The sequence below is a fragment of the Winslowiella toletana genome, assembly GCF_032164335.1.
Classification (GTDB): Bacteria; Pseudomonadota; Gammaproteobacteria; order Enterobacterales; family Enterobacteriaceae; genus Erwinia; species Erwinia toletana_A.
This window is the reverse complement of the sequence record NZ_CP134152.1, coordinates 4,024,964-4,044,005: the sequence shown is the minus strand read 5'-3', so window position 1 is coordinate 4,044,005 and position 19,042 is coordinate 4,024,964. Positions and strand designations below refer to the sequence as shown.

Sequence of the window (19,042 nt, the reverse complement as noted above, 5' to 3'; positions counted from 1 at the left end):
CAGCAGTAATCTTAACGATATGGCAGGCTGAGAGCATTTTTATTGAGCATGGTAAATGTGATGTTATTTTTTCATTTATGATTTGTTTAATAAATTATCCATCGATTTTTGCCTGATAGCTGTTATAAAAATAGCCGATGCTATCGAATTTGATGATAGTCTGCCTGTGGCTATTAAAGTCTGTATTTCAGAAAGGGAGAATTCCTGTGAATATAGTAGAGAAAATAGATGCGATGACGCTGGAGGAGAAGATCGGGCAAAAAATCATGCTTGATTTTCGTTACTGGGGTACTGACGGACAAAATAGTCAAGATATGATTGCTCCCGATGAGACGGTTGGCAGGCTGATTAAGGATAATCATATCGGTGGAGTGATACTTTTTGCCAACAATCTGAAAGATAGAATTCAAATTAAGACGCTGACGGCCTGGTATGCCGCGATGAAAACGGGTGGTATGCGATTATTTATCGGCACGGACAATGAAGGCGGCAATGTTTTCCGATTACCCCGCGGTGATTACGCTTCATTTCCCGGCAATATGGCATTGTCGGCAGCGATTGAGGGGGGCGCTGATGCTTCACTTGCCAGAAATCAGGGAAGCGTTATGGCACAGGATATGCTCTCGCTATACATCAATACTAACTTTGCGCCGGTCGTTGATGTTAATACCAATCCTTTCAATCCGGTAATTAACGTACGTGCATTTGGCGACGACGTGAACACAGTTTCCCGCCTTGCGAAAAAAATGACGGCCGGGATGAAACTGCAGGGGCTGATCACCGCATATAAACATTTTCCAGGTCATGGCAGTACATCCACTGATTCGCATACCGGTCTGCCGCGTGTTGATCGCTCGCGGAAAGATGCGTTCGCCATCGATATCGCACCTTATAAACAGGCCATCGACAATCAAACCGCCCCGGATATGATTATGACTGCCCATATTCAGTATCCTGCGCTGGATGACAGTCAGCTTATTACCCGCAATGGTGAGAAAATTACGGTGCCTGCGACGATGTCTCGTGAAATACAGAGTTGTATCCTGCGTGATGAACTGGGGTACAGCGGCGTGACGATCTCGGATGCGCTGGATATGGGCGCCATCGCTGACCATTTCGAACAGGGTGATGCTGCAGTGAAAGTATTTGCCGCTGGAGTGGATATTGCACTGATGCCCGTCAGTATTTCAGCCCCTTCACAGGCCAGACGGTTACCAAAATTGATCCAGTATATTGTCGAGGAAGTTAAAAAAGGCAGTATTAACGAAGCCGATATTAACGCCTCGGTTGAGCGCATTTTAAAGCTCAAAGAACGCTACAACCTGCTGGGGCAGGAATCCGGCAGGGTAACGAGGCATTCAGCTTCGGCCAGTCGCGGGCTGGAAAAACAAATTGCCGATCGTTCCATCACCGTGGTGATTAATCAGCAATCATTGCTGCCGTTAAGGGACAAGGGTTTGCGTTATTTTATACTGACGCCATGGGGCGAGCAGGCCAAAGGCATTGCGAAGGTGATGACACAGGATGGATATCTGAGGGTGGTTGCCGCGAAGGAAACAGATCTGACGGATAGCCAGATAAAGGAACATATCGCCAGTTGTGACGTTTTTCTACTCGGGACACTGTCAACCCGTTTTACGCCGGTTGAACGCGATGGCCTTGCCGCCGCAGAAGCACAAGCGCGTGCCGACGCGACTCCTTATTCTGGCTGGCTGCGCTATGCCGCCGGGCTGGGAAAAAAACGTGTTCATCTTTCATTGCGTGCGCCGTATGACATCGTCAGCTATGCCGAAGACGTCGAAGCGGCGGTAGCCACTTACTCTTATTACGGTTTTGACAACGGTATCTGGCGTGGTCACTCGATGACATCGCTGGCTGAGGTGCTGACCGGAAAGCGTGCGCCAACAGGGAAGCTACCGGTTAACACCTGGTATGACTACGACGAGAAGACAAATACCGGAACTTTGGCGTTTCCCAAAGGGACCGGACTGAGCTGGTAGTTAAACCGGGAGAAGTGACCCGCAGTAGCGGCTTCTTTGACTGGTAATTGGCCCTCAGGTTTTTACAGGGAGTTAAATTTTATGCAGCAGTTTGCTTTTATATCTCATGCATCAGCGCTGAAAAAAATGATGGCGACAGCCATTCTGGCAGTGATGGTGTCAGGTTGCGCGACGTCGCCAACAGAGACTGAAGAACGTGACGGCTATTTTGCCAGTCATACCTTTACAGCTGTCGGGCAAAATGAAAGGGTGCGATATCTTGTTATGCACTATACGGCTCTGGACGATGCTCAGTCGTTAGACACGCTGACCAAAGAGCAGGTCAGCGCCCATTATCTGATTCCGCACCTGCCGGAGTCCAGACGTGGAAAACCGGTGGTATTACAGCTGGTTGATGAAAACAAACGGGCCTGGCATGCCGGTGTCAGCAACTGGAATGGCAGGAGCAATCTTAATGATACTTCCATCGGGATTGAAATCGTCAATCCTGGCTTTACCGACGATATGCTGGGGCATCGTACCTGGTATCCCTACAATGAAAAACAGATTGTGGCCATTGCTGCACTGGCAAAAGATATCATTCATCGCTATCAGATCATGCCTGATAACGTGCTCGGGCACAGCGATATCGCTCCTCTTCGGAAGCAGGACCCAGGAAAACTGTTTCCATGGGAACGGCTGGCGGCCATGGGCATTGGTGCCTGGCCTGACAGGGCACAGGTCAGCAAATATCTTGCCAACCGTTCGCCTTACGAGCCTGCAGACATAAGAAGCCTTCAGGCATTACTGAAGCATTATGGTTATGGTGAAATGCCTCAGAATGGCATTCTGGATGATAAAACACGGAAAATTATCGCTGCATTCCAGATGCATTTCAGACCGAATGATATTGGCGGCAACGCCGATGCTGAAACTGAAGCCATTGCCCGTGCGCTGATCGAAAAATATCGTGAACCCATGACGCCGGTCCCGATTGAAAGGAGTCTCTGATGCTGTCAGAAATAAAATTATTATGTTGGGGGTTAATCATGATTAGCTTAATGACAATGGTCAGCTGCTCGCAAAAAGCCGGGCCGGAAAAACGCCAGGAACCGGCATTAACGACAGAACCGATGCGGGGTATTTGGCTTGCCACGGTCGCGGGGCTTGACTGGCCGCCAGCGGAATCCCTAAAAGCGACAACGGATGTCGACAGGATCCGACTGCAAAAGAGGGGGCTCACCGACGCGCTGGATCAAATGGTAAAAACTGGAATTAATACGGTTTTTTTCCAGGTTAAGCCGGACGGCACGGCTCTCTGGCATTCGGATATATTGCCCTGGTCAGATGTGATGACGGGCAGTGTGGGCAAAGATCCCGGTTATGATCCACTGGCCTTCATGTTGAAAGAGGCCCACAGCAGAGGAATTAAGCTTCATGCCTGGCTTAACCCTTACCGTGTATCGATGAATACCCGGCCAGAAACCGTTGCTGCACTTAACGATACGCTGCAGTCGTCGCCTTCAAGCGTCTATGCACTTCATCCTGAATGGATACGCACGGCCAGTGGGCGTTTTGTTCTCGATCCGGGGCTGCCTGAGGTGCGCAACTGGATTACCGGCGTAGTCGCGGAACTGGTGAAAAAATACGATGTTGACGGTATCCAGTTTGACGATTACTTCTATTATGAAACGCCTCAGTCTTCACTGGAGGATGAAACCACTTACCGCGAATATGGAAAAGATTTTCCTGACAAGGCCAGCTGGAGAAGAAACAACACTTTGCTGTTGATCAAAGAGGTCTCTTCGACCATCAGAGCGCTGAAACCGGATATAGAATTTGGCGTCAGCCCGGCTGGCGTCTGGCGAAACAAAGCTGATGATCCGCTGGGATCGGACACTCAGGCGGGCGCCCCGTCGTATGATACGGCTTATGCAGATACCCGCCAGTGGGTAAAACTGGGGTTACTGGACTACATTGCGCCACAACTGTACTGGCCTGTTGGCCGTAAAATTGTCAGATACGATGTGCTGGCCGGGTGGTGGTCTGATGTCGTCAGAGGTACTGATACCCGTTTATATATCGGAATGGCGTTATATAAAATTGGCACCTCTTCCGCTATCGAGCCAGATTGGACGATCGAAGGGGGAGTACCTGAACTGAAAAGACAGCTGGATGTGAACGATGCCCTGCCGGAAGTGGATGGCGCGATACTTTTCAGGCAGGCTTTTCTGAACCAGCCCCAGACTGATAAGGCTGTGAAATATCTGCAAAATCGGTGGTATAAAGCGCAGTGATGTTACAAACGGACTGTCACGGCTGTAGTTCTTTTTAGCCGTGACAGCTTTGTGCGTCGTGTTTTTGTTGTTCATTTTTGTGATGGGGTTAATAAAGTATTAATGCTCTTTATTCAATGAAGTTTGGTCACTTTATTATCCATCTTATTTGAATGTTTTGATAAAAATAGTTATATCTATCCTTTACTTTAGAATGAAACTGCATGAGCTCGTGTTCTGCTCCCCGATGTTAATAACGTATTCATAAGCTATATAAGGGCTGTAGTGGTTTACTGAATTCGGCCACCTGAACGCAGGTGATTTGCTCACTTCAGAACAACACCGGTGCTCCATTGAAAAGAAGAAATTTTAGTCATGAATTCAAATGCGAACCCGCCTGCGGTGCAGGTTGTAAGGTGCTGGCCGTCGCGGACGCCCTCAACCGGGCGGGCTATGCATCACATCGTCATCTATGATTTTCAGCGACTGACGTCGATCCGCGTGCTGCGGAATGGCCTACATACAACTGTCACTGTGCGGTGTGGCAGGTGAAGTGATGATTAGCAACTCGCTTTGCTACGAAAGCCGGCGAATACTTTATACACCCACTCATTATCCTGGAAACTGGTCGTATAGTCTCATGGGGTGTTATCAGAAAAAAATGGCATTGTCGCCAGATTTTTGACACGATGCACTCTTTCCGGGGTGCCATCTTCTTTGATTTACAGTAATACTCAAAGGTAAAAGTTGGGTCGTATTTCTTCAGACAGGAAAAGGAATTGCGGATGCACCGTAAGCAAAAGATGGAATTTATACGTAAAAATCTACAGTATTTACTTTCTTCCAGGGGCGAAACCAGAGTGTCCCTTTGTGACAGAACCGGTCTTAATCGGACGACAATTTATAATATCCTTGATGGCCGTGTCTGTAATATCCATAAAACTACTGTGCAAAAGGTTTCTGATTTTTTCGGTATTTCATATGACGAAATTGAAAGCTCTGATATTGCTGAAAAGGAACATACTGACAAAATTGTCTCCTTTGAGGGAAACATGAATCCTTGCGCAGTTCCCATTCTGTCGGAATCAGATTGTATGTCCCTGGATTTTTATAATGAGAAAATAGGGGCGTTGGTTTTTGCGAAGTCGCTAACTTTCTACTATGGAAACGGGCCTAATGTCGTGGCCGTCTTGCTTGAACACGACATTGAAGGAAAATATAATTCCGGAGACTTGCTTATCTTTCGACGAGGTTCAAACATAAAAGGACATCAAAAATTATGCTATAACAAAAGTGAACGGATTTTTTGCATAAGGGATCTTCACGATAACTGTGATGATGAAATTGTAATTATTGGCGATATTATGGAAGAGCGCTACAATTATGGGATACAAATATAAACTACTGGGGTTCAATAGTCCTGATAAATCAGCTAACATTCTCATCATGACAACAGGGAAGGTTATGAAGATAGATGTTAAGGAACTGGAAAAAAGTGAGCTTATTGATGACTTTAGCGTTCATGAGATAAAATCCATTTACAGGAAGATATATTCAACTGAAAAAAATCAAACAACAGCTTATGATTTTAAAGACAGACATGAAAACTCATGGCTTATTTACTCCTTCCTGATTTTACTACTAAGTGTTTTTTATATATTTAGCAATTTGGCTGCCGCAAAGCCAGTTTATATTGAATCACTGGACCTCATCGTTACTCCGGGTACGTTTATTTACCCTTTGTCCTTTCTTGCCATTGATTTGCTCAGCGAGTTTTACGGTTTCAGGCTGGCCAGAAGAGCAATATACATGTCTCTCATCGCTAATCTGGTTATAGTCTTTCTTTTGAGTGTCTCAACTGTCCTGCCTGCTATTCCATCCTGGGGATTGAATGAGCATTATAATTCATTGATTGCACATGTTCTTTCCGCAGTAATAGCTTCTTCGTTATCTTTTTTTCTTTCTGAGTATGTGAATTCATGGGTTCTTTGTAAGATTAAAAAGATAACAAACTCGCGATTTCTCTTCGTTCGGATATTTTTCAGCACACTCATTGCGGCAATTATCGATAGCTTTGTTTTCTGCTTTATAGCATTTTATGGAAAAATGAGTATCAATACCATCATAACAATGGCATTGATACAAATAGTTATAAAGATTTTCTTCGCATTTTTTAATATACTACCTGCTTACATATCTCGTTATTATTTTTCGCGCTATGTGATAAGAAATTAGAAATTTAACTGGGGGCATTTGTCCCCAGATAGGTTTTACAGGAATTTGGCTTTCTCCCTGAACGATTTCATAACGAGATATTTCTCATTATTGTATTCGTCCAGTCCTCTTTTGCGTAAAAAGCAGGATGGGCAATTACCACAGCCTGCCCCCTTGATGCCATTGTAGCAGGTAAGTGTTTGGTCTTTAATTAAATCAAATGAATTATAATGATCTGCCATTGCCCAGGTTTCAGCTTTATTCAGATTCATAAGTGGGGTTTCAATATCAATAGTTCTACCCAGACCGAGACTTAAGGCATTATTCAGCGCAAGCACAAATTCATTTCGGCAATCCGGATATCCAGAAAAATCGGTCTCACATACACCCGTTATGATGGTTCTGGCATCTATCTGATAAGCATAGATTGATGCGAGGGTTAGAAACAGGATGTTTCTTCCCGGCACAAAAGTATTAGGAACATCACTATCCTTATCACTAATTTGCTCCGGAACAGGGATGTCACTACGAGTTAAACTACTTACTGTAAGTTCATTCAGTAGTCCCACATCCATGACTTTATGAATGACACCTAACTTTAACGTCAGCTCGCGTGCAATGGCAATTTCTTCACGGTGACGTTGCCCGTAATCAAAAGTTATGCAATGGACTTGTTTGTATTTATGCAATGCATAAATAAGACAAGTTGTTGAATCCTGCCCACCACTAAAAACAACAACGGCCTTGTTCATTATCGATCCCTCATTGCTATTAAAATCATATGGTTAAATTTTTTTTGCCGTTTTTTTGGTCAAAAAAAGGCATTTTATCATGCTTGATAGGTAAAATAATCATCATTTTTAAACGTGGATGTTGATTATTTTATAGGGCGAGGGTATTAATACTGCAGCTTTGTTAAAGCGTAATGGCCAAGTGTTACTGAGCTTCCACATCAGGAAGGTTGCCATTTTAGATGATTCTCATATTGGAGATTTATGAATGGAATCGAATCAGCTTTCATCAGACTGGCACAGGGAAGATATCCTTGCCGCAGTAAGAAAAAAGAAGAAATCACTCTCTGCTCTGTCAAGAGAGAATGGTCTTTCGTCAGGAACGCTGGGTAATGCACTTACGAGGCCCTGGCCACGTGGAGAAGAGATTATTGCCAGTGCTATCGGCCTGCCACCTGAAGAAATATGGCCGAGTCGATATCAGTCAAAAAATCAGCGTCCGTAAACGAAAAAAAACCAATTCAGGCCTGCACGCGGTTTAAGGTCTGACACGTCATCAACAACAGTGAAAACTGTACGCAATATGGCAACACCAGGGAATTACCAAAATAATAAAGTTATAATTTTATATAATGAGACTCTGCTATTTTTTGTTTATGACACACTGACTGATAATTAAAGATACATCTGATTTCATAGTTTCATGATGGTGCCAGTTCAATGTTGAATGTAAGGCCTCTCACCAGCTGGCCTGGCCCAATTCTGGTCGCCATTACCATCGTCGGCAGACGTGTAACCCGCGGATCAGCGACGTTGCACGCTAACTCAATACCCCTACTGGCCATTGGCATGCGTGGCCATTACCACGCTCAGTGCTTTTCTCTGCAGCGCAGACAGTGAACTGGGACATCAGCACCTGCTTGCTGACGATGATCGCAGTGGTCTGGCAGCAGAGAGGATCCTGGCGGCCACGCAGTAGCTGTAGCATGAGTCGGCCCGGCAGGGTGGGGCTGTAAACATCCCGCATAATCGTGCCATTCATATTTAGAGATCTTCCTGCATACTCAATCTGCCAACGAAGGAGATCGCTATGCGTAAAGCCCGTTTTACTGAGCATCAGATCATCGACGTGATTAAGTCGGTTGAAGCCGGACGAACTGTTAAGGATATCTGCCGGGAGGCCGGTATCTCTGAAGCCACCTACTACAACTGGAAGTCCAGATATGGCGGCATGGAGGCTTCTGATATTAAAAAGATCAAGGATCTTGAGGACGAGAACCGACGTCTCAAACAGATGTTTGCCGACCTGGGCCTTGAGAACCGGGCTCCTAAAGATGTTATCGAAAAAAAGCTTTAAAACCAGCCTTTAAGCGTGAGCTGGTCACTCATCTGATAACGACGTTCGGACTCAGTATCCGTCAGGCCTGCCGGAGTCTGAACCTGAGCAGAACGGTTTATCATTACCGCCCGGATACCACGCGTGACGAACCCGTCATTGTCGCGTTGCAGGCAGTGGCAGAGCGATACCCACGATACGGTTTTCCGAAACTCTTCCAGGTTCTGCGGCGGCAGGGATACCCGTGGAATCACAAAAGGATCCACCGTATTTACTGTCTGCTGAAGCTGAACTTTCGCCGTAAGGGCAAACAACGGTTGCCGGTACGTAATCCCTCGCCACTGGCCACGCCTGAAGCGCTGAACCAGAGCTGGTCTGTCGATTTTATGCAAGATGCCCTGGTCTGTGGCCGTCGTTTTCGCACGTTCAATGTTGTTGATGACTTTAACCGTGAGGCATTGTCGATTGAAATCGATCTGAATCTGCCAGCTCTGCGAGTGGTCAGTGTGCTCGACATGATCGCGGCAAATCGCGGCTATCCGGTCATGCTGCGCATGGATAATGGTCCGGAGTTTATCTCTCTGGCCCTGGCTGAATGGGCAGAGAGACATGCCGTAAAACTGGAGTTGTTAGCTTGTCCGCTTAGTGCCAATAGCGGACATTGCTGGCTCATGGTATGTTAGTTTAAGGAGGCAGGTCATGCCCTGTATTTCGCTGTGGTATAATAGTTGCGCAATTGATACAAGGGAGCGTTACATCGTGAAAATTGTTTTCGAGGTTAATGGAAAGAAAGTCCCACTAAAATCTTTAAAATACATAAGCAAAAAAGATCAACTCGAAGTAATGAAAAACTGGTTCTTTGAAAACTTTGAAGATCCGGCAAATGCTTGTCCTTATGAAAGTAGAGAAGGTGGCTATGCTTATATATATGGCGGGCCGTATGATGCGAGCGAAGAACTACAATCCATCTTCGATCAACATGTTAAATATGAGTATATCGAGGAATTAGTAGATGACTTACAAACACAATGTTTTGACTGGTCTGGAAACTCAAATAATATAGATGATTGGTACGATGATGATATTTACGACGCTGTAACGTCTTCCGGTAATCCGTATTTAAAATTCATTGACAATATCGATAAAATAAAAAAACTTGCAAAAGATAAAACTGAACAACAGCAAAAAGACCACTTGCTTAGTTTGCTCTACACGAATGTTATTACAGCTTTGGAAACGCTTTATGTTGAACTATTCATTAACTCTATAGAGAAAGATGATGTTTACATAGCCAATTGTATAGAAAAAGGTAAGACTGAATTTAAAGTAAGCAAAGATATTGCTGCGTTGCCTTTCAAGGGTGAACCCATCGAGAAAATTAGGGGAGAGCTAATCAGGTCAATCAAGGAACACTTGATCAGTGCAAGCTGGCATAGCACTAAAAAGGTAATCGACCGCTATGAAGCTACATTCGATATAAAAGTACAAAAAGACTGTCCGATAGAAGCTATTGAATTGGCAACCCTCAATCGAAATCACTTAGTGCATCGTGGTGGAAAGGATAAAGAAGGGAACCTCGTAGTGATTAAAGACCAGGCTCTTGAAACGCTGATTGAAAATGCATCGAACCTGGCAATTATGCTCTACAACAGTTTAAATGTAGCAACGAATAAAACCACCATTTTACAACCAAATGACAAACCGTTCATTCATGAATTTTAATAGCGCAGGTCATACATGGATATTCGCACACGAAAGACAAAATTTTTAGAGTCGTTAGATTCAACTGAAGTGATACTCAAAGCAGTAAGTCTCGCTATAGATTGCATTATTGATAATAATAATAGCAATGAAGATACTCCCTTAGTTATTACCAGCTATGATGATTTCTGTAGAATACAGGTGCTAAATTATGTACAGGAATTTTGCGAAGCTGCATTCCCCGATATGGATGAATATTACTTTAATCCTAACATACTTCGCATCAACGGCAAGACTAGTGAAGAAGCTTGTATTAACTTAATTAAATTTTTAAGAAGTACAAAAGGCATACTATTCTGGTCAGATGCCTCATCGTGGTTCGCTAGCCTCCCCGACGGATTATTCCATGTTGTTAACATTGATCAAAAAATCGTTACTCGCGGCCTTAATAAGAAAAACTCTAAGCCGACAATAATCAATAAAGATTACAGCGTAGATACACTACTATCAGAGCTATTTTTGAATGGCGCACACATGGAGCAAACCAACGTACGCAACGTTTCTGAGGGAGACATGAAGTTCTATAATGAATGCCATGCTGGATTAATCAGACCAATACCCGCTCCAATAGGCGCGTCATACGATGAAGAGATCACAATTAATTCTCCAGATTGGCAAAAGCTCGCGTGTGTAGCTTTACGCCGCTATCAGTCGAAGGAATGTCATGACGGAATGCAATGGGATACAACCGATAATGGTTGGACTGATGTAATCGCGTATCCATTCGTCGAAGAAATACAATCAATGGATAATAGTGGTTATCGACAATGTTTAGTTGGGCTAGTCACAATAAACAATTCAAATGCAAATTCCCCGTACCTATCTACCGTTTGGATACATCCATTTTATCGCAGGGGAAGGTTATTAAGTAAGTTATGGCCAAAATTACAAGAGTTATATGGAAGTAACTTCGAAATTGAGCAACCTAATGAAAATATGAAAGCATTTTTGAAAAGTGTGAAACACGCAAATTACTAATTTATGAATCAGCCTGTGGAGTTAGGGTTGGTGTGAACAAGTAGGGTAACAGCCTCAACGTGATGCTATGCTGACCTGCTCCCTGAGAATTCACACAGAAGGCTGTTAGCAATGTCCGCAGATCGCTCACAGCGGACACTCAGGTTTAACAGTCCAGTACGTTTAGCTTACGGATAAATCATTTTATGATGGCGTGGAGAACGGGGGGATTCTGAAAACGGTAAGAAGTGAAAGGGCAAGAAGAGCTTGTTTCAGGTGGACGGACTGGTGAAGATCCCCATGTGGAGGGTGTATGCTGCCAGGTTTCCCAGCTTGCTATTGGGGATTTCCCCACCTTATTCCCCGCGACAAAATCACGTTAATACCAGCGGATTAAGGCGAAATGATAATTCCCCCGTTTTACCCGTATTTTCTACTTCATTATGAATGATCTGAGAGAAAGGAACCGTAGAGGACCGTAGCAGTGACGTTAGGAAAAGGTACATCAGAGGATGTTGAGGTGTCTAAAAGTAACGAACATCTGCGAAAATGGCAAGAAATCCAGCAAACAAATAACGTGTTGCAACGACCAGAAATCTACCGTAGCCAGAAAAGGAAAAAGCCCCGCTTTGCAGCGAGGCCTTATGAATAGTGGTGCCCGAACTCGGAATCGAACCAAGGACACGGGGATTTTCAATCCCCTGCTCTACCGACTGAGCTATTCGGGCAACGGGGCGCATTAAACCGTAAAGGGAGAAATGCGTCAAATGCTTTTGTTGTGAATGCTGACTGATTGCACTCTTTTCCATCAGTTTGTGGTGAAAAAAGCCAGTTGTCGGATAATAATTGGTCGGCTGGGGCTGGTTTTGCCCTCGGCCTTTGTTCGGGAAAAAATGGCACTCAATATGATGTCGGCAAAACTTACAATATTGCATAAATCCGCATAACTATCGGATAATAAAACAGTTTTTAATTATTCGCGCTTCGATAATTCTATAATTATCAATATGTTATAAATGATACCTCAGTTGCAATTAATTCAGTATGTGGGTTGTAGCGAAAATTAAAAAATGCGATTATTGCGCAAATTTTGATGCCCCATCATTTCACTTAACTGAGGTCGCCGCTATGAACGGTTCAATGCTGAATCAGAGCACTTGTTCCCGCCATCTTTTGATGTCGCAGCATGCGCGAACGATCCTCTGTCAGACCCCATCGATACACGCTCTCATCATGCGGTGAGGCTTTCTGATGCTTGCTTTCAGGCATGAGTAAAAAACAGACGCGATCTGGTTTTACTGATGTCTGGCGGTTAAAGCTGAACCCAATGCTTTTTCGATTTAAGACACTTACGCCGGGAAGCGATTTCCCATTGCCGTGCCTTTGGCACCCACTCATCCTGTTTAATCTGGGATTTGTGCTATGACAACACTAAAAATTGCTGCCAGCGCCTACGCTGCGCCAAACCTCCATACCCAGCGTGATATTGTGACGCTGGACAGTACTGATTTTACCGATGTGGCGGCGGTGGTCGTCTCTGTTGCTGATTCGCGCAGTGGCGTGCTGGCGTTATTACGTCATACCGGTTTTAATCTGCCGGTGTTTATCGCACTGGAAGGCGCTGAACCGGCGCAGCCACTGCCTGAAGTGAGCGGATTGCTGAACGGCGATGCCGAGTCGGATCGCCAGCTGGAAGAGGCGGCTGCGCAGTATGAAGCGACTCTGCTGCCGCCATTTTTTGACACTCTGACCAAATATGTGGCGATGGGCAACAGCACCTTTGCCTGTCCTGGGCATCAGGGCGGAGCTTTCTTTAAAAAGCATCCGGCCGGCCGTCAGTTCTTTGATTTCTTCGGCGAAAATGTATTTCGTGCCGATATGTGCAATGCCGACGTTAAGCTCGGTGATTTGCTGATCCACGAAGGTTCGGCGAAGGATGCGCAAAAGTTTGCGGCAAAAGTGTTTAATGCGGATAAAACCTACTTTGTGCTGAATGGCACTTCCAGCGCCAATAAAGTGGTGACCAACGCGCTGCTGACGCGCGGAGACCTGGTGCTGTTTGACCGCAACAACCATAAATCCAATCATCACGGCGCACTGATTCAGGCGGGTGCCACGCCGGTTTATCTGGAAACTGCGCGCAATCCGTTTGGCTTTATTGGCGGCATTGATGCTCACTGTTTCGACGAGCGCTATTTACGTAAGCAGATTAAACAGGTTGCACCGGAACGCGCCAGCGAAGCGCGTCCGTTTCGTCTGGCGGTGATCCAGCTCGGTACCTATGACGGCACGGTGTATAACGCGCGTCAGGTGGTTGACCGAATCGGTCATCTCTGCGATTACATTCTGTTTGATTCCGCCTGGGTTGGTTACGAGCAGTTTATTCCGGTGATGGAGGCCTGTTCTCCGCTGTTACTCGATCTCAATGAGAACGATCCGGGTATTTTTGTCACCCAGTCGGTGCATAAACAGCAGGCTGGCTTCTCGCAGACTTCGCAGATCCACAAGAAAGATAACCATATTCGCGGCCAGCAGCGCTTTTGTAGCCATAAACGGCTTAATAATGCTTTTATGCTGCATGCTTCAACCAGCCCGTTTTATCCGCTGTTTGCCGCGCTGGACGTTAACGCCAAAATGCATCAGGGCGCAGCAGGGCGTCGCCTGTGGCATGAGTGCGTGACGCTGGGGATTGATGCGCGTAAGGCAATTCTGGCGAAGTGCGAGATGATTAAGCCATTCCTGCCGGACAGCGTTGACGGTAAACCGTGGCAGGATGCGCCAACCGAAAGTATCGCTGCTGATGCGCGCTATTTCAGCTTTGCGCCTGGTGCGCAGTGGCACGGCTTCGACGGTTATGCACGCGATCAGTACATTATCGATCCTTGCAAGCTGCTGCTGACCACGCCGGGTATTGATGCCGCCACTGGGGAGTATGCTGCATTCGGTATTCCGGCGACCATTCTGGCAAACTATCTGCGTGAAAATGGCGTGGTGCCGGAGAAATGCGACCTTAACTCGATCCTGTTCCTGCTGACGCCAGCGGAGAGCGCGGAGAAGATGGCGCATCTGGTGGCAATGCTGGCGCAGTTTGAGCAGCATGTAAAACAGGATGCGCTGCTGTGTGAGGTATTGCCGACGGTTTATCGGAAGAATGCCGCGCGTTATCAGGGCTATACCCTGCGCCGTCTGTGTCAGGAGATGCACGATCTGTATGTCAGCTATGGCGTGAAAGATCTGCAGAAGGCGATGTTCCGTCAGCAGAGCCTGCCGAAAGTGGCGATGAACCCACAGGATGCCAATATTGAATTTATTCGCGGCAATGTGGAGTTGGTGCCGATCGCACAGGCGGAGGGACGTATCGCAGCCGAAGGCGCATTGCCGTATCCACCAGGCGTGCTGTGCGTGGTGCCGGGCGAAGTGTGGGGTGGCGCGGTGCAGCGCTATTTTCTCGCGCTGGAGGAGGGCATTAATTTGCTGCCGGGCTTCTCACCGGAATTGCAGGGGGTGTATGCCGAAGCCGACGCCAGCGGTGTTAAGCGGCTGTGTGGTTATGTGATGATGTAATGTGTGGGGCGGCATTCAATGCCGCCCCGTTTGTTTTATGCTGAAGCCGCTTTCGACTGCGCATCTTCCCGAGCCTGGCGTACTATGGCTTTCGCCATCCACTTCGCCACGTCCTGTAGTTCCTGATTATCACAGCCCCAGATATCCTTCATTACCAGAAAAATCTCTGAACCGTAAACCAGTGACAGTGAGTGCAGCACGCGTTGCATCAGTTCGGGTGGCAGCTCGGCAGACAGCGGCTCGACCACTTTCTGCAATAACAGCTTACGATTTCCGCGCACCAGCCGCTCTTTGATTGGTACCGCATCCTGAGATTGCGACTGCGCCCACTGCGTCAGTGACAGGTGCAGTGCAGCCCGCAGCGTGCCTTCATGTTGCAGCATACGCGGAAAGGCAAATGTCAGCAGCTCATCAATGCGGGCAGTGGCTTCCTGCTGAGTGGGTTGCCAGCTGTTTATTGGACTCAGGGTTTCACTGACGATAGCTGCCACCAGCGCGCTTTGCGTCGGAAAATAGCGATAAGCGGTGGCGCGCGACAATTGTGCCGCCTGCGCCACCTCGCTTATCGATGGAAATGCTCCACCATCAAACATTTGCATGGCAGTATCGATTAGCAGGCGGCGCGTTCGTGCGCGAGTTGATGTCAATGACATACCTTCTTGGTTTTCCTTTTGAACCACAATAACCTCTGTATCAGTATAAATCTGCCTGAAGATGAGCGGGTAAGCGAGCAAAAAACAGCATGATAAGCACACATTTTCCCGCTATTGCGTAAGCATTCAGGCGTCATTCCAGGCTAATTATCGATAATGAGATATCAGTTTCATTCTATTGATTTATCAATTTAATGGATGATACTGTTATCTCAGCGTAAAGTGACAGTTCCTATCACAAAGGATATTGTGGTTTTTATTTCAGGTTTATCAACTCTTTATTCAGACAAATAACAGGATTGAGCCAAAGAAATGAAGAAGAAAGATGGTTTTATCTATGCCGTAGCTACGGAAGATACTAAAGGAATGGAACTGTATTTCGTCCGTGATTTGATTACCAATTGTGGAGCGAAAGTCGTCACAGTTGATCTGTCCACTCAGACACTTAGCCGCGCTTCTGTGGCTGATTTCAGTGCCGAAAGCGTCGCCGCTTTTCACCCCCAGGGTGCGTCCGCGGTATTCTGCGGCGACCGTGGCCGGGCGATTGATGAGATGGCGACTGCATTTGAGATTTTCCTTAGTCAGCGTGACGATATTGCCGGGGTAATTGGCCTTGGCGGATCGGGTGGCACCGCGCTGATTACCCCGGCGATGCAAGCTTTGCCGGTGGGTATTCCCAAACTGATGGTCTCAACCATGGCTTCCGGCGATGTTTCCGGTTATGTCGGTGCCAGTGATATCAATATGCTCTATTCGGTGACCGATGTGGCCGGACTGAATCGTATTTCCCGTCAGGTACTTGGCAATGCTGCTCATCAAATCGCCGGCGCAGTGCTGTTTCAGGTTGCCGCAGACGCGTCCGATAAGCCTGCGCTTGGCCTGACGATGTTTGGTGTTACTACTCCTTGTATTCAGGCCGTGAGTCAGGCGCTGGCAGCGGAATATGATTGTCTGGTATTTCATGCCACCGGCAGCGGCGGTAAAGCGATGGAGAAGCTGGCCGACAGCGGTATGTTGTCTGGCGTGCTCGATCTGACTACTACGGAAGTGTGCGATTTACTGGCCGGTGGCGTGCTGGCTTGCGGTGAGGATCGCTTCGATGCTATTGCCCGCTCTCATGTGCCGTATGTGGTCTCCTGTGGCGCACTGGATATGGTCAATTTTGGTCATCCGTCGACGATACCGGCGAAGTATGCCGATCGTCTGTTTTACCATCACAATGCGCAGGTAACGCTGATGCGTACCACGCCGGAAGAGAACGTGGCGCTGGCAAAATGGATTGCTGCCAAACTGAATCGCTGTGCAGGTGAAGTCAGATTTCTTATTCCTGAAGGCGGATTTTCCGCACTGGATGCCGTCGGGCAACCTTTCTGGTCACCCGAGGCAAATCAGGCGTTTATTACTACGCTGGAAGCTGAACTGTTACAAACCGCGCAGCGAAAAATTCAGCGATTGCCTTATAACATCAATCATCCACTGTTTGCAGAGGCGGCGGTGGCAGCATTTCGCAGCCTGACAGCGAAGGAGAAGTAGCCATGCCGGGGTTTAACCGACAGGAATTATTAGCCAAATTCAGAGCGATGGTTGCCCGCCGCGAACCGATTATCGGTGGCGGGGCAGGGACTGGGCTTTCGGCAAAGTGTGAGGAAGCAGGCGGTATCGATCTGATTGTTATCTATAACTCGGGCCGCTATCGCATGGCCGGTCGCGGTTCGCTGGCCGGGCTGCTGGCCTACGGCAATGCCAATGAGATTGTCGTCGATATGGCAAAAGAGGTGTTGCCGGTCGTGAAAAACACGCCGGTACTGGCCGGTGTTAACGGCACTGACCCGTTTTGCCAGTTCGATAAGTTTCTCGACGATCTGAAAGCGCTGGGCTTCTCCGGTGTGCAGAACTTCCCGACCGTCGGGCTGATTGACGGCAACTTCCGCGCCAATCTGGAAGAGACCGGCATGGGCTACGGGCTGGAAGTTGAGATGATTCGGCTGGCGCATCAGAAGGATTTGCTGACGACTCCCTATGTGTTTAATCAGCAGGATGCGATAGCGATGACGCAGGCCGGTGCGGATATCATTGTGCCGCATATGGGGCTGACTACCGGCGGTAATATCGGGGCGGAAACCGCGCTGCGCCTGAAAGATTGTGTACCGCTGATCACTCAGTGGGCGCAGGCCGCTAAGGCGGTGCGTGAGGATGTGATTGTGCTCTGCCACGGCGGGCCGATTTCGTCGCCGCAGGATGCACAATATATTCTTGATAACTGCCCGCTGTGCGATGGTTTCTACGGCGCCAGCTCAATGGAACGCCTGCCGACAGAAGTAGCGCTGACCGAGACTACCCGGCAGTTTAAAAAGTTAAATCGCTAAAAAATTTCATGCACCATTTTGATGCCAACACCAGGGGATTTACCCCGTAACTAAAACGGCGAGCTTAGCTCGCCGTTTTTATTTGCCAAAACCCACTCAGTAAAAGCGATAGCCTCTCTGCGCTTTACTCACTTTTACCAGGTAATTACGTGATTCTGCCGCCGGATGCTTCGTCGCCAGAGTCTGATAAAATTCGCTGGAAGATAACGCGTTAATTTTACCAAATGCGGTATTTTTATCACTGGAGAAGATGCGTAATACGCTACCTGCACCGCCGTTGTAGGCAGTGATGACGGCGTAACGCCGGGACGTTGGATCGGAAATTCCCGACAGATAACTTTTTTGCAGAATCGCCAGATAAGCGGTACCGGCATCAATATTGTTCTCTGGATCGAACAGGTAGCTGCGGCTGGGTTTACCCGACTTACCTTTCAGGCGGAAGACATCTACCCCGGCGGTATGCTGCACAACCTGCATCAGGCCCAGTGCATCAGCATGGCTGACGGCATACGGGTTGAAGCTCGATTCGATCTGCATAATCGCCAGAATCAGCGACTGATCGACACCGTACTTCTCGGCTGATTTACGCACCATCGGCAGATATTTATGCGCACGCTTATCCAGATGGTTTGGCACCATCGGAATAGTTACCGACCAGATAACATGCATGCCGGAAGTGCGGCGCTGAAGCTTGTTCTGGATCAGATAGTCAGCAAAGTTGCCCGCGCGTCCCTGCCAGCGAATCGGCTGGCCGGTATTATCCAGCACCTGACCATACAGCAAAGGCTCTTTACTGATCTGAATATCGTTAGCATCGGAATAGAGATCGACATTGCCCGGATCGTCACCGATCAGCAAGGTGGTGATAATCGCCTGACGCAGGCTGGCCGTCGGGTTAGTTCCGGCAATGGTTTCAATGGTGATGCTACCGGCGTCAAAATTGATATGGCTACGGGTGAAGTATTGATCGCTGTACTTTACATAGTCCTTCGGACCGGCGATCAGCACTTCGTTGATGCCCCAAATATTCTCGATGTTGTGGGCAAATTGGCCCATTAAAATGTCAAAACCGTTGGTGTCCTTGACCCACTCTTCGTGTGAAGTCGTTTTTTTATTACCGGAGCAGGAGATCAACAGCGGTGCTATGACGAGCAAGGCGATAATTTTCTTCATTTTCTCAATGCTTAACCCAAAAAATGGGGCCT

At 47.3% G+C, this 19,042-nt stretch carries 15 protein-coding genes, 1 tRNA gene and 2 pseudogenes; 13 read left to right on the top strand and 5 right to left on the bottom strand.

The annotated features are described in order from the left end of the window. Nucleotides 1-206 precede the first annotated feature (206 nt). From RIN69_RS18630 to RIN69_RS18605, 6 genes and pseudogenes are all read left to right on the top strand, one after another. On the top strand, nucleotides 207-2,000 hold the full coding sequence (locus tag RIN69_RS18630) for a glycoside hydrolase family 3 N-terminal domain-containing protein (protein ID WP_313853685.1): 1,794 nt from the start codon (nucleotides 207-209) through the stop codon (nucleotides 1,998-2,000). Nucleotides 2,001-2,117: 117 nt separating this feature from the next. Beyond that, nucleotides 2,118-2,990, top strand: coding sequence for an N-acetylmuramoyl-L-alanine amidase (locus RIN69_RS18625; protein ID WP_313857799.1), 873 nt, complete (start codon nucleotides 2,118-2,120; stop codon nucleotides 2,988-2,990). Next, nucleotides 2,990-4,276, top strand: a complete 1,287-nt coding sequence (locus RIN69_RS18620; protein WP_390902405.1) for a glycoside hydrolase family 10 protein — start codon at nucleotides 2,990-2,992, stop codon at nucleotides 4,274-4,276. Before RIN69_RS18625 ends, RIN69_RS18620 begins: the two co-directional genes overlap by 1 nt. A gap of 368 nt (nucleotides 4,277-4,644) precedes the next feature. Then, nucleotides 4,645-4,940: pseudogene (locus RIN69_RS18615) on the top strand (hypothetical protein); the annotation flags it as partial. Between the two features lie 100 nt (nucleotides 4,941-5,040). Continuing rightward, the gene (locus RIN69_RS18610) at nucleotides 5,041-5,655 is read left to right on the top strand and encodes a helix-turn-helix domain-containing protein (RefSeq protein ID WP_313853683.1); all 615 of its coding nucleotides are present in this window, start codon (nucleotides 5,041-5,043) and stop codon (nucleotides 5,653-5,655) included. A gap of 64 nt (nucleotides 5,656-5,719) precedes the next feature. Next, nucleotides 5,720-6,490 carry a queuosine precursor transporter gene (locus tag RIN69_RS18605; protein ID WP_313853681.1) on the top strand — a complete coding sequence of 257 codons (771 nt, stop codon included), beginning with the start codon at nucleotides 5,720-5,722 and terminating at the stop codon, nucleotides 6,488-6,490. A gap of 35 nt (nucleotides 6,491-6,525) precedes the next feature. Here the strand turns inward: RIN69_RS18605 and queC are convergent, their stop codons facing one another. After that, nucleotides 6,526-7,221, bottom strand: a complete 696-nt coding sequence (queC, locus tag RIN69_RS18600) for a 7-cyano-7-deazaguanine synthase QueC (RefSeq protein ID WP_313853680.1) — start codon at nucleotides 7,219-7,221, stop codon at nucleotides 6,526-6,528. A gap of 247 nt (nucleotides 7,222-7,468) precedes the next feature. Between queC and RIN69_RS18595 the strand changes: the two genes are divergently transcribed. Continuing rightward, a complete protein-coding gene (locus tag RIN69_RS18595) occupies nucleotides 7,469-7,705 on the top strand; it encodes a helix-turn-helix domain-containing protein (RefSeq protein WP_313853678.1) in 237 nt (78 codons plus the stop codon). Nucleotides 7,706-8,020: 315 nt separating this feature from the next. Here RIN69_RS18595 and RIN69_RS18590 read toward each other — a convergent pair whose 3' ends face one another. After that, complete coding sequence (locus RIN69_RS18590; protein ID WP_313853676.1) at nucleotides 8,021-8,242, bottom strand: hypothetical protein; 222 nt, start codon at nucleotides 8,240-8,242, stop codon at nucleotides 8,021-8,023. A gap of 48 nt (nucleotides 8,243-8,290) precedes the next feature. On the opposite strand from RIN69_RS18590, the pseudogene RIN69_RS18585 reads away from it, so the two are divergent. The 3 genes and pseudogenes from RIN69_RS18585 to RIN69_RS18575 all read left to right on the top strand — a co-directional run. Continuing rightward, a pseudogene (locus tag RIN69_RS18585) lies at nucleotides 8,291-9,168 on the top strand (IS3 family transposase); the annotation flags it as partial. A 127-nt stretch (nucleotides 9,169-9,295) separates the two neighbouring features. Further along, entirely contained in the window at nucleotides 9,296-10,258 is a 963-nt protein-coding gene (locus RIN69_RS18580; RefSeq protein WP_313853674.1) for a hypothetical protein, read from the top strand. Nucleotides 10,259-10,273: 15 nt separating this feature from the next. After that, entirely contained in the window at nucleotides 10,274-11,275 is a 1,002-nt protein-coding gene (locus tag RIN69_RS18575) for a hypothetical protein (protein WP_012822427.1), read from the top strand. A gap of 631 nt (nucleotides 11,276-11,906) precedes the next feature. On the opposite strand, the gene RIN69_RS18570 is transcribed toward RIN69_RS18575, so the two are convergent. After that, a tRNA-Phe gene (locus tag RIN69_RS18570) sits at nucleotides 11,907-11,982 on the bottom strand. Nucleotides 11,983-12,676: 694 nt separating this feature from the next. On the opposite strand from RIN69_RS18570, the gene RIN69_RS18565 reads away from it, so the two are divergent. Further along, nucleotides 12,677-14,818 (top strand): ornithine decarboxylase, encoded by a 2,142-nt coding sequence (locus RIN69_RS18565; RefSeq protein ID WP_313853669.1) that lies wholly within the window; start codon nucleotides 12,677-12,679, stop codon nucleotides 14,816-14,818. 35 nt (nucleotides 14,819-14,853) lie between these two features. Here the strand turns inward: RIN69_RS18565 and RIN69_RS18560 are convergent, their stop codons facing one another. Further along, nucleotides 14,854-15,471, bottom strand: coding sequence for a TetR/AcrR family transcriptional regulator (locus tag RIN69_RS18560; RefSeq protein WP_313853667.1), 618 nt, complete (start codon nucleotides 15,469-15,471; stop codon nucleotides 14,854-14,856). 312 nt (nucleotides 15,472-15,783) lie between these two features. Here RIN69_RS18560 and RIN69_RS18555 point away from each other — a divergent pair, with 312 nt between their 5' ends. Together RIN69_RS18555 and RIN69_RS18550 are read left to right on the top strand one after the other, a co-directional pair. Beyond that, nucleotides 15,784-17,004 carry a Tm-1-like ATP-binding domain-containing protein gene (locus tag RIN69_RS18555; protein ID WP_313853665.1) on the top strand — a complete coding sequence of 407 codons (1,221 nt, stop codon included), beginning with the start codon at nucleotides 15,784-15,786 and terminating at the stop codon, nucleotides 17,002-17,004. A gap of 2 nt (nucleotides 17,005-17,006) precedes the next feature. After that, entirely contained in the window at nucleotides 17,007-17,837 is an 831-nt protein-coding gene (locus RIN69_RS18550) for a phosphoenolpyruvate hydrolase family protein (RefSeq protein ID WP_313853663.1), read from the top strand. Between the two features lie 96 nt (nucleotides 17,838-17,933). Here RIN69_RS18550 and mltC read toward each other — a convergent pair whose 3' ends face one another. Next, nucleotides 17,934-19,010, bottom strand: coding sequence for a membrane-bound lytic murein transglycosylase MltC (mltC, locus tag RIN69_RS18545; protein WP_313853661.1), 1,077 nt, complete (start codon nucleotides 19,008-19,010; stop codon nucleotides 17,934-17,936). Between the last annotated feature and the right edge of the window lie 32 nt (nucleotides 19,011-19,042).

Coding starts and splice junctions, on each gene's coding strand:
- RIN69_RS18620 (WP_390902405.1), top strand. CDS start 2,990: ATGCTGTCAGAAATAAAATTATTATGTTGGGGGTTAATCATGATTAGC.
- RIN69_RS18610 (WP_313853683.1), top strand. CDS start 5,041: ATGCACCGTAAGCAAAAGATGGAATTTATACGTAAAAATCTACAGTAT.
- RIN69_RS18605 (WP_313853681.1), top strand. CDS start 5,720: ATGAAGATAGATGTTAAGGAACTGGAAAAAAGTGAGCTTATTGATGAC.
- queC (WP_313853680.1), bottom strand. CDS start 7,221: ATGAACAAGGCCGTTGTTGTTTTTAGTGGTGGGCAGGATTCAACAACT.
- RIN69_RS18595 (WP_313853678.1), top strand. CDS start 7,469: ATGGAATCGAATCAGCTTTCATCAGACTGGCACAGGGAAGATATCCTT.
- RIN69_RS18590 (WP_313853676.1), bottom strand. CDS start 8,242: ATGAATGGCACGATTATGCGGGATGTTTACAGCCCCACCCTGCCGGGC.
- RIN69_RS18575 (WP_012822427.1), top strand. CDS start 10,274: ATGGATATTCGCACACGAAAGACAAAATTTTTAGAGTCGTTAGATTCA.
- RIN69_RS18565 (WP_313853669.1), top strand. CDS start 12,677: ATGACAACACTAAAAATTGCTGCCAGCGCCTACGCTGCGCCAAACCTC.
- RIN69_RS18560 (WP_313853667.1), bottom strand. CDS start 15,471: ATGTCATTGACATCAACTCGCGCACGAACGCGCCGCCTGCTAATCGAT.
- RIN69_RS18555 (WP_313853665.1), top strand. CDS start 15,784: ATGAAGAAGAAAGATGGTTTTATCTATGCCGTAGCTACGGAAGATACT.
- RIN69_RS18550 (WP_313853663.1), top strand. CDS start 17,007: ATGCCGGGGTTTAACCGACAGGAATTATTAGCCAAATTCAGAGCGATG.
- mltC (WP_313853661.1), bottom strand. CDS start 19,010: ATGAAGAAAATTATCGCCTTGCTCGTCATAGCACCGCTGTTGATCTCC.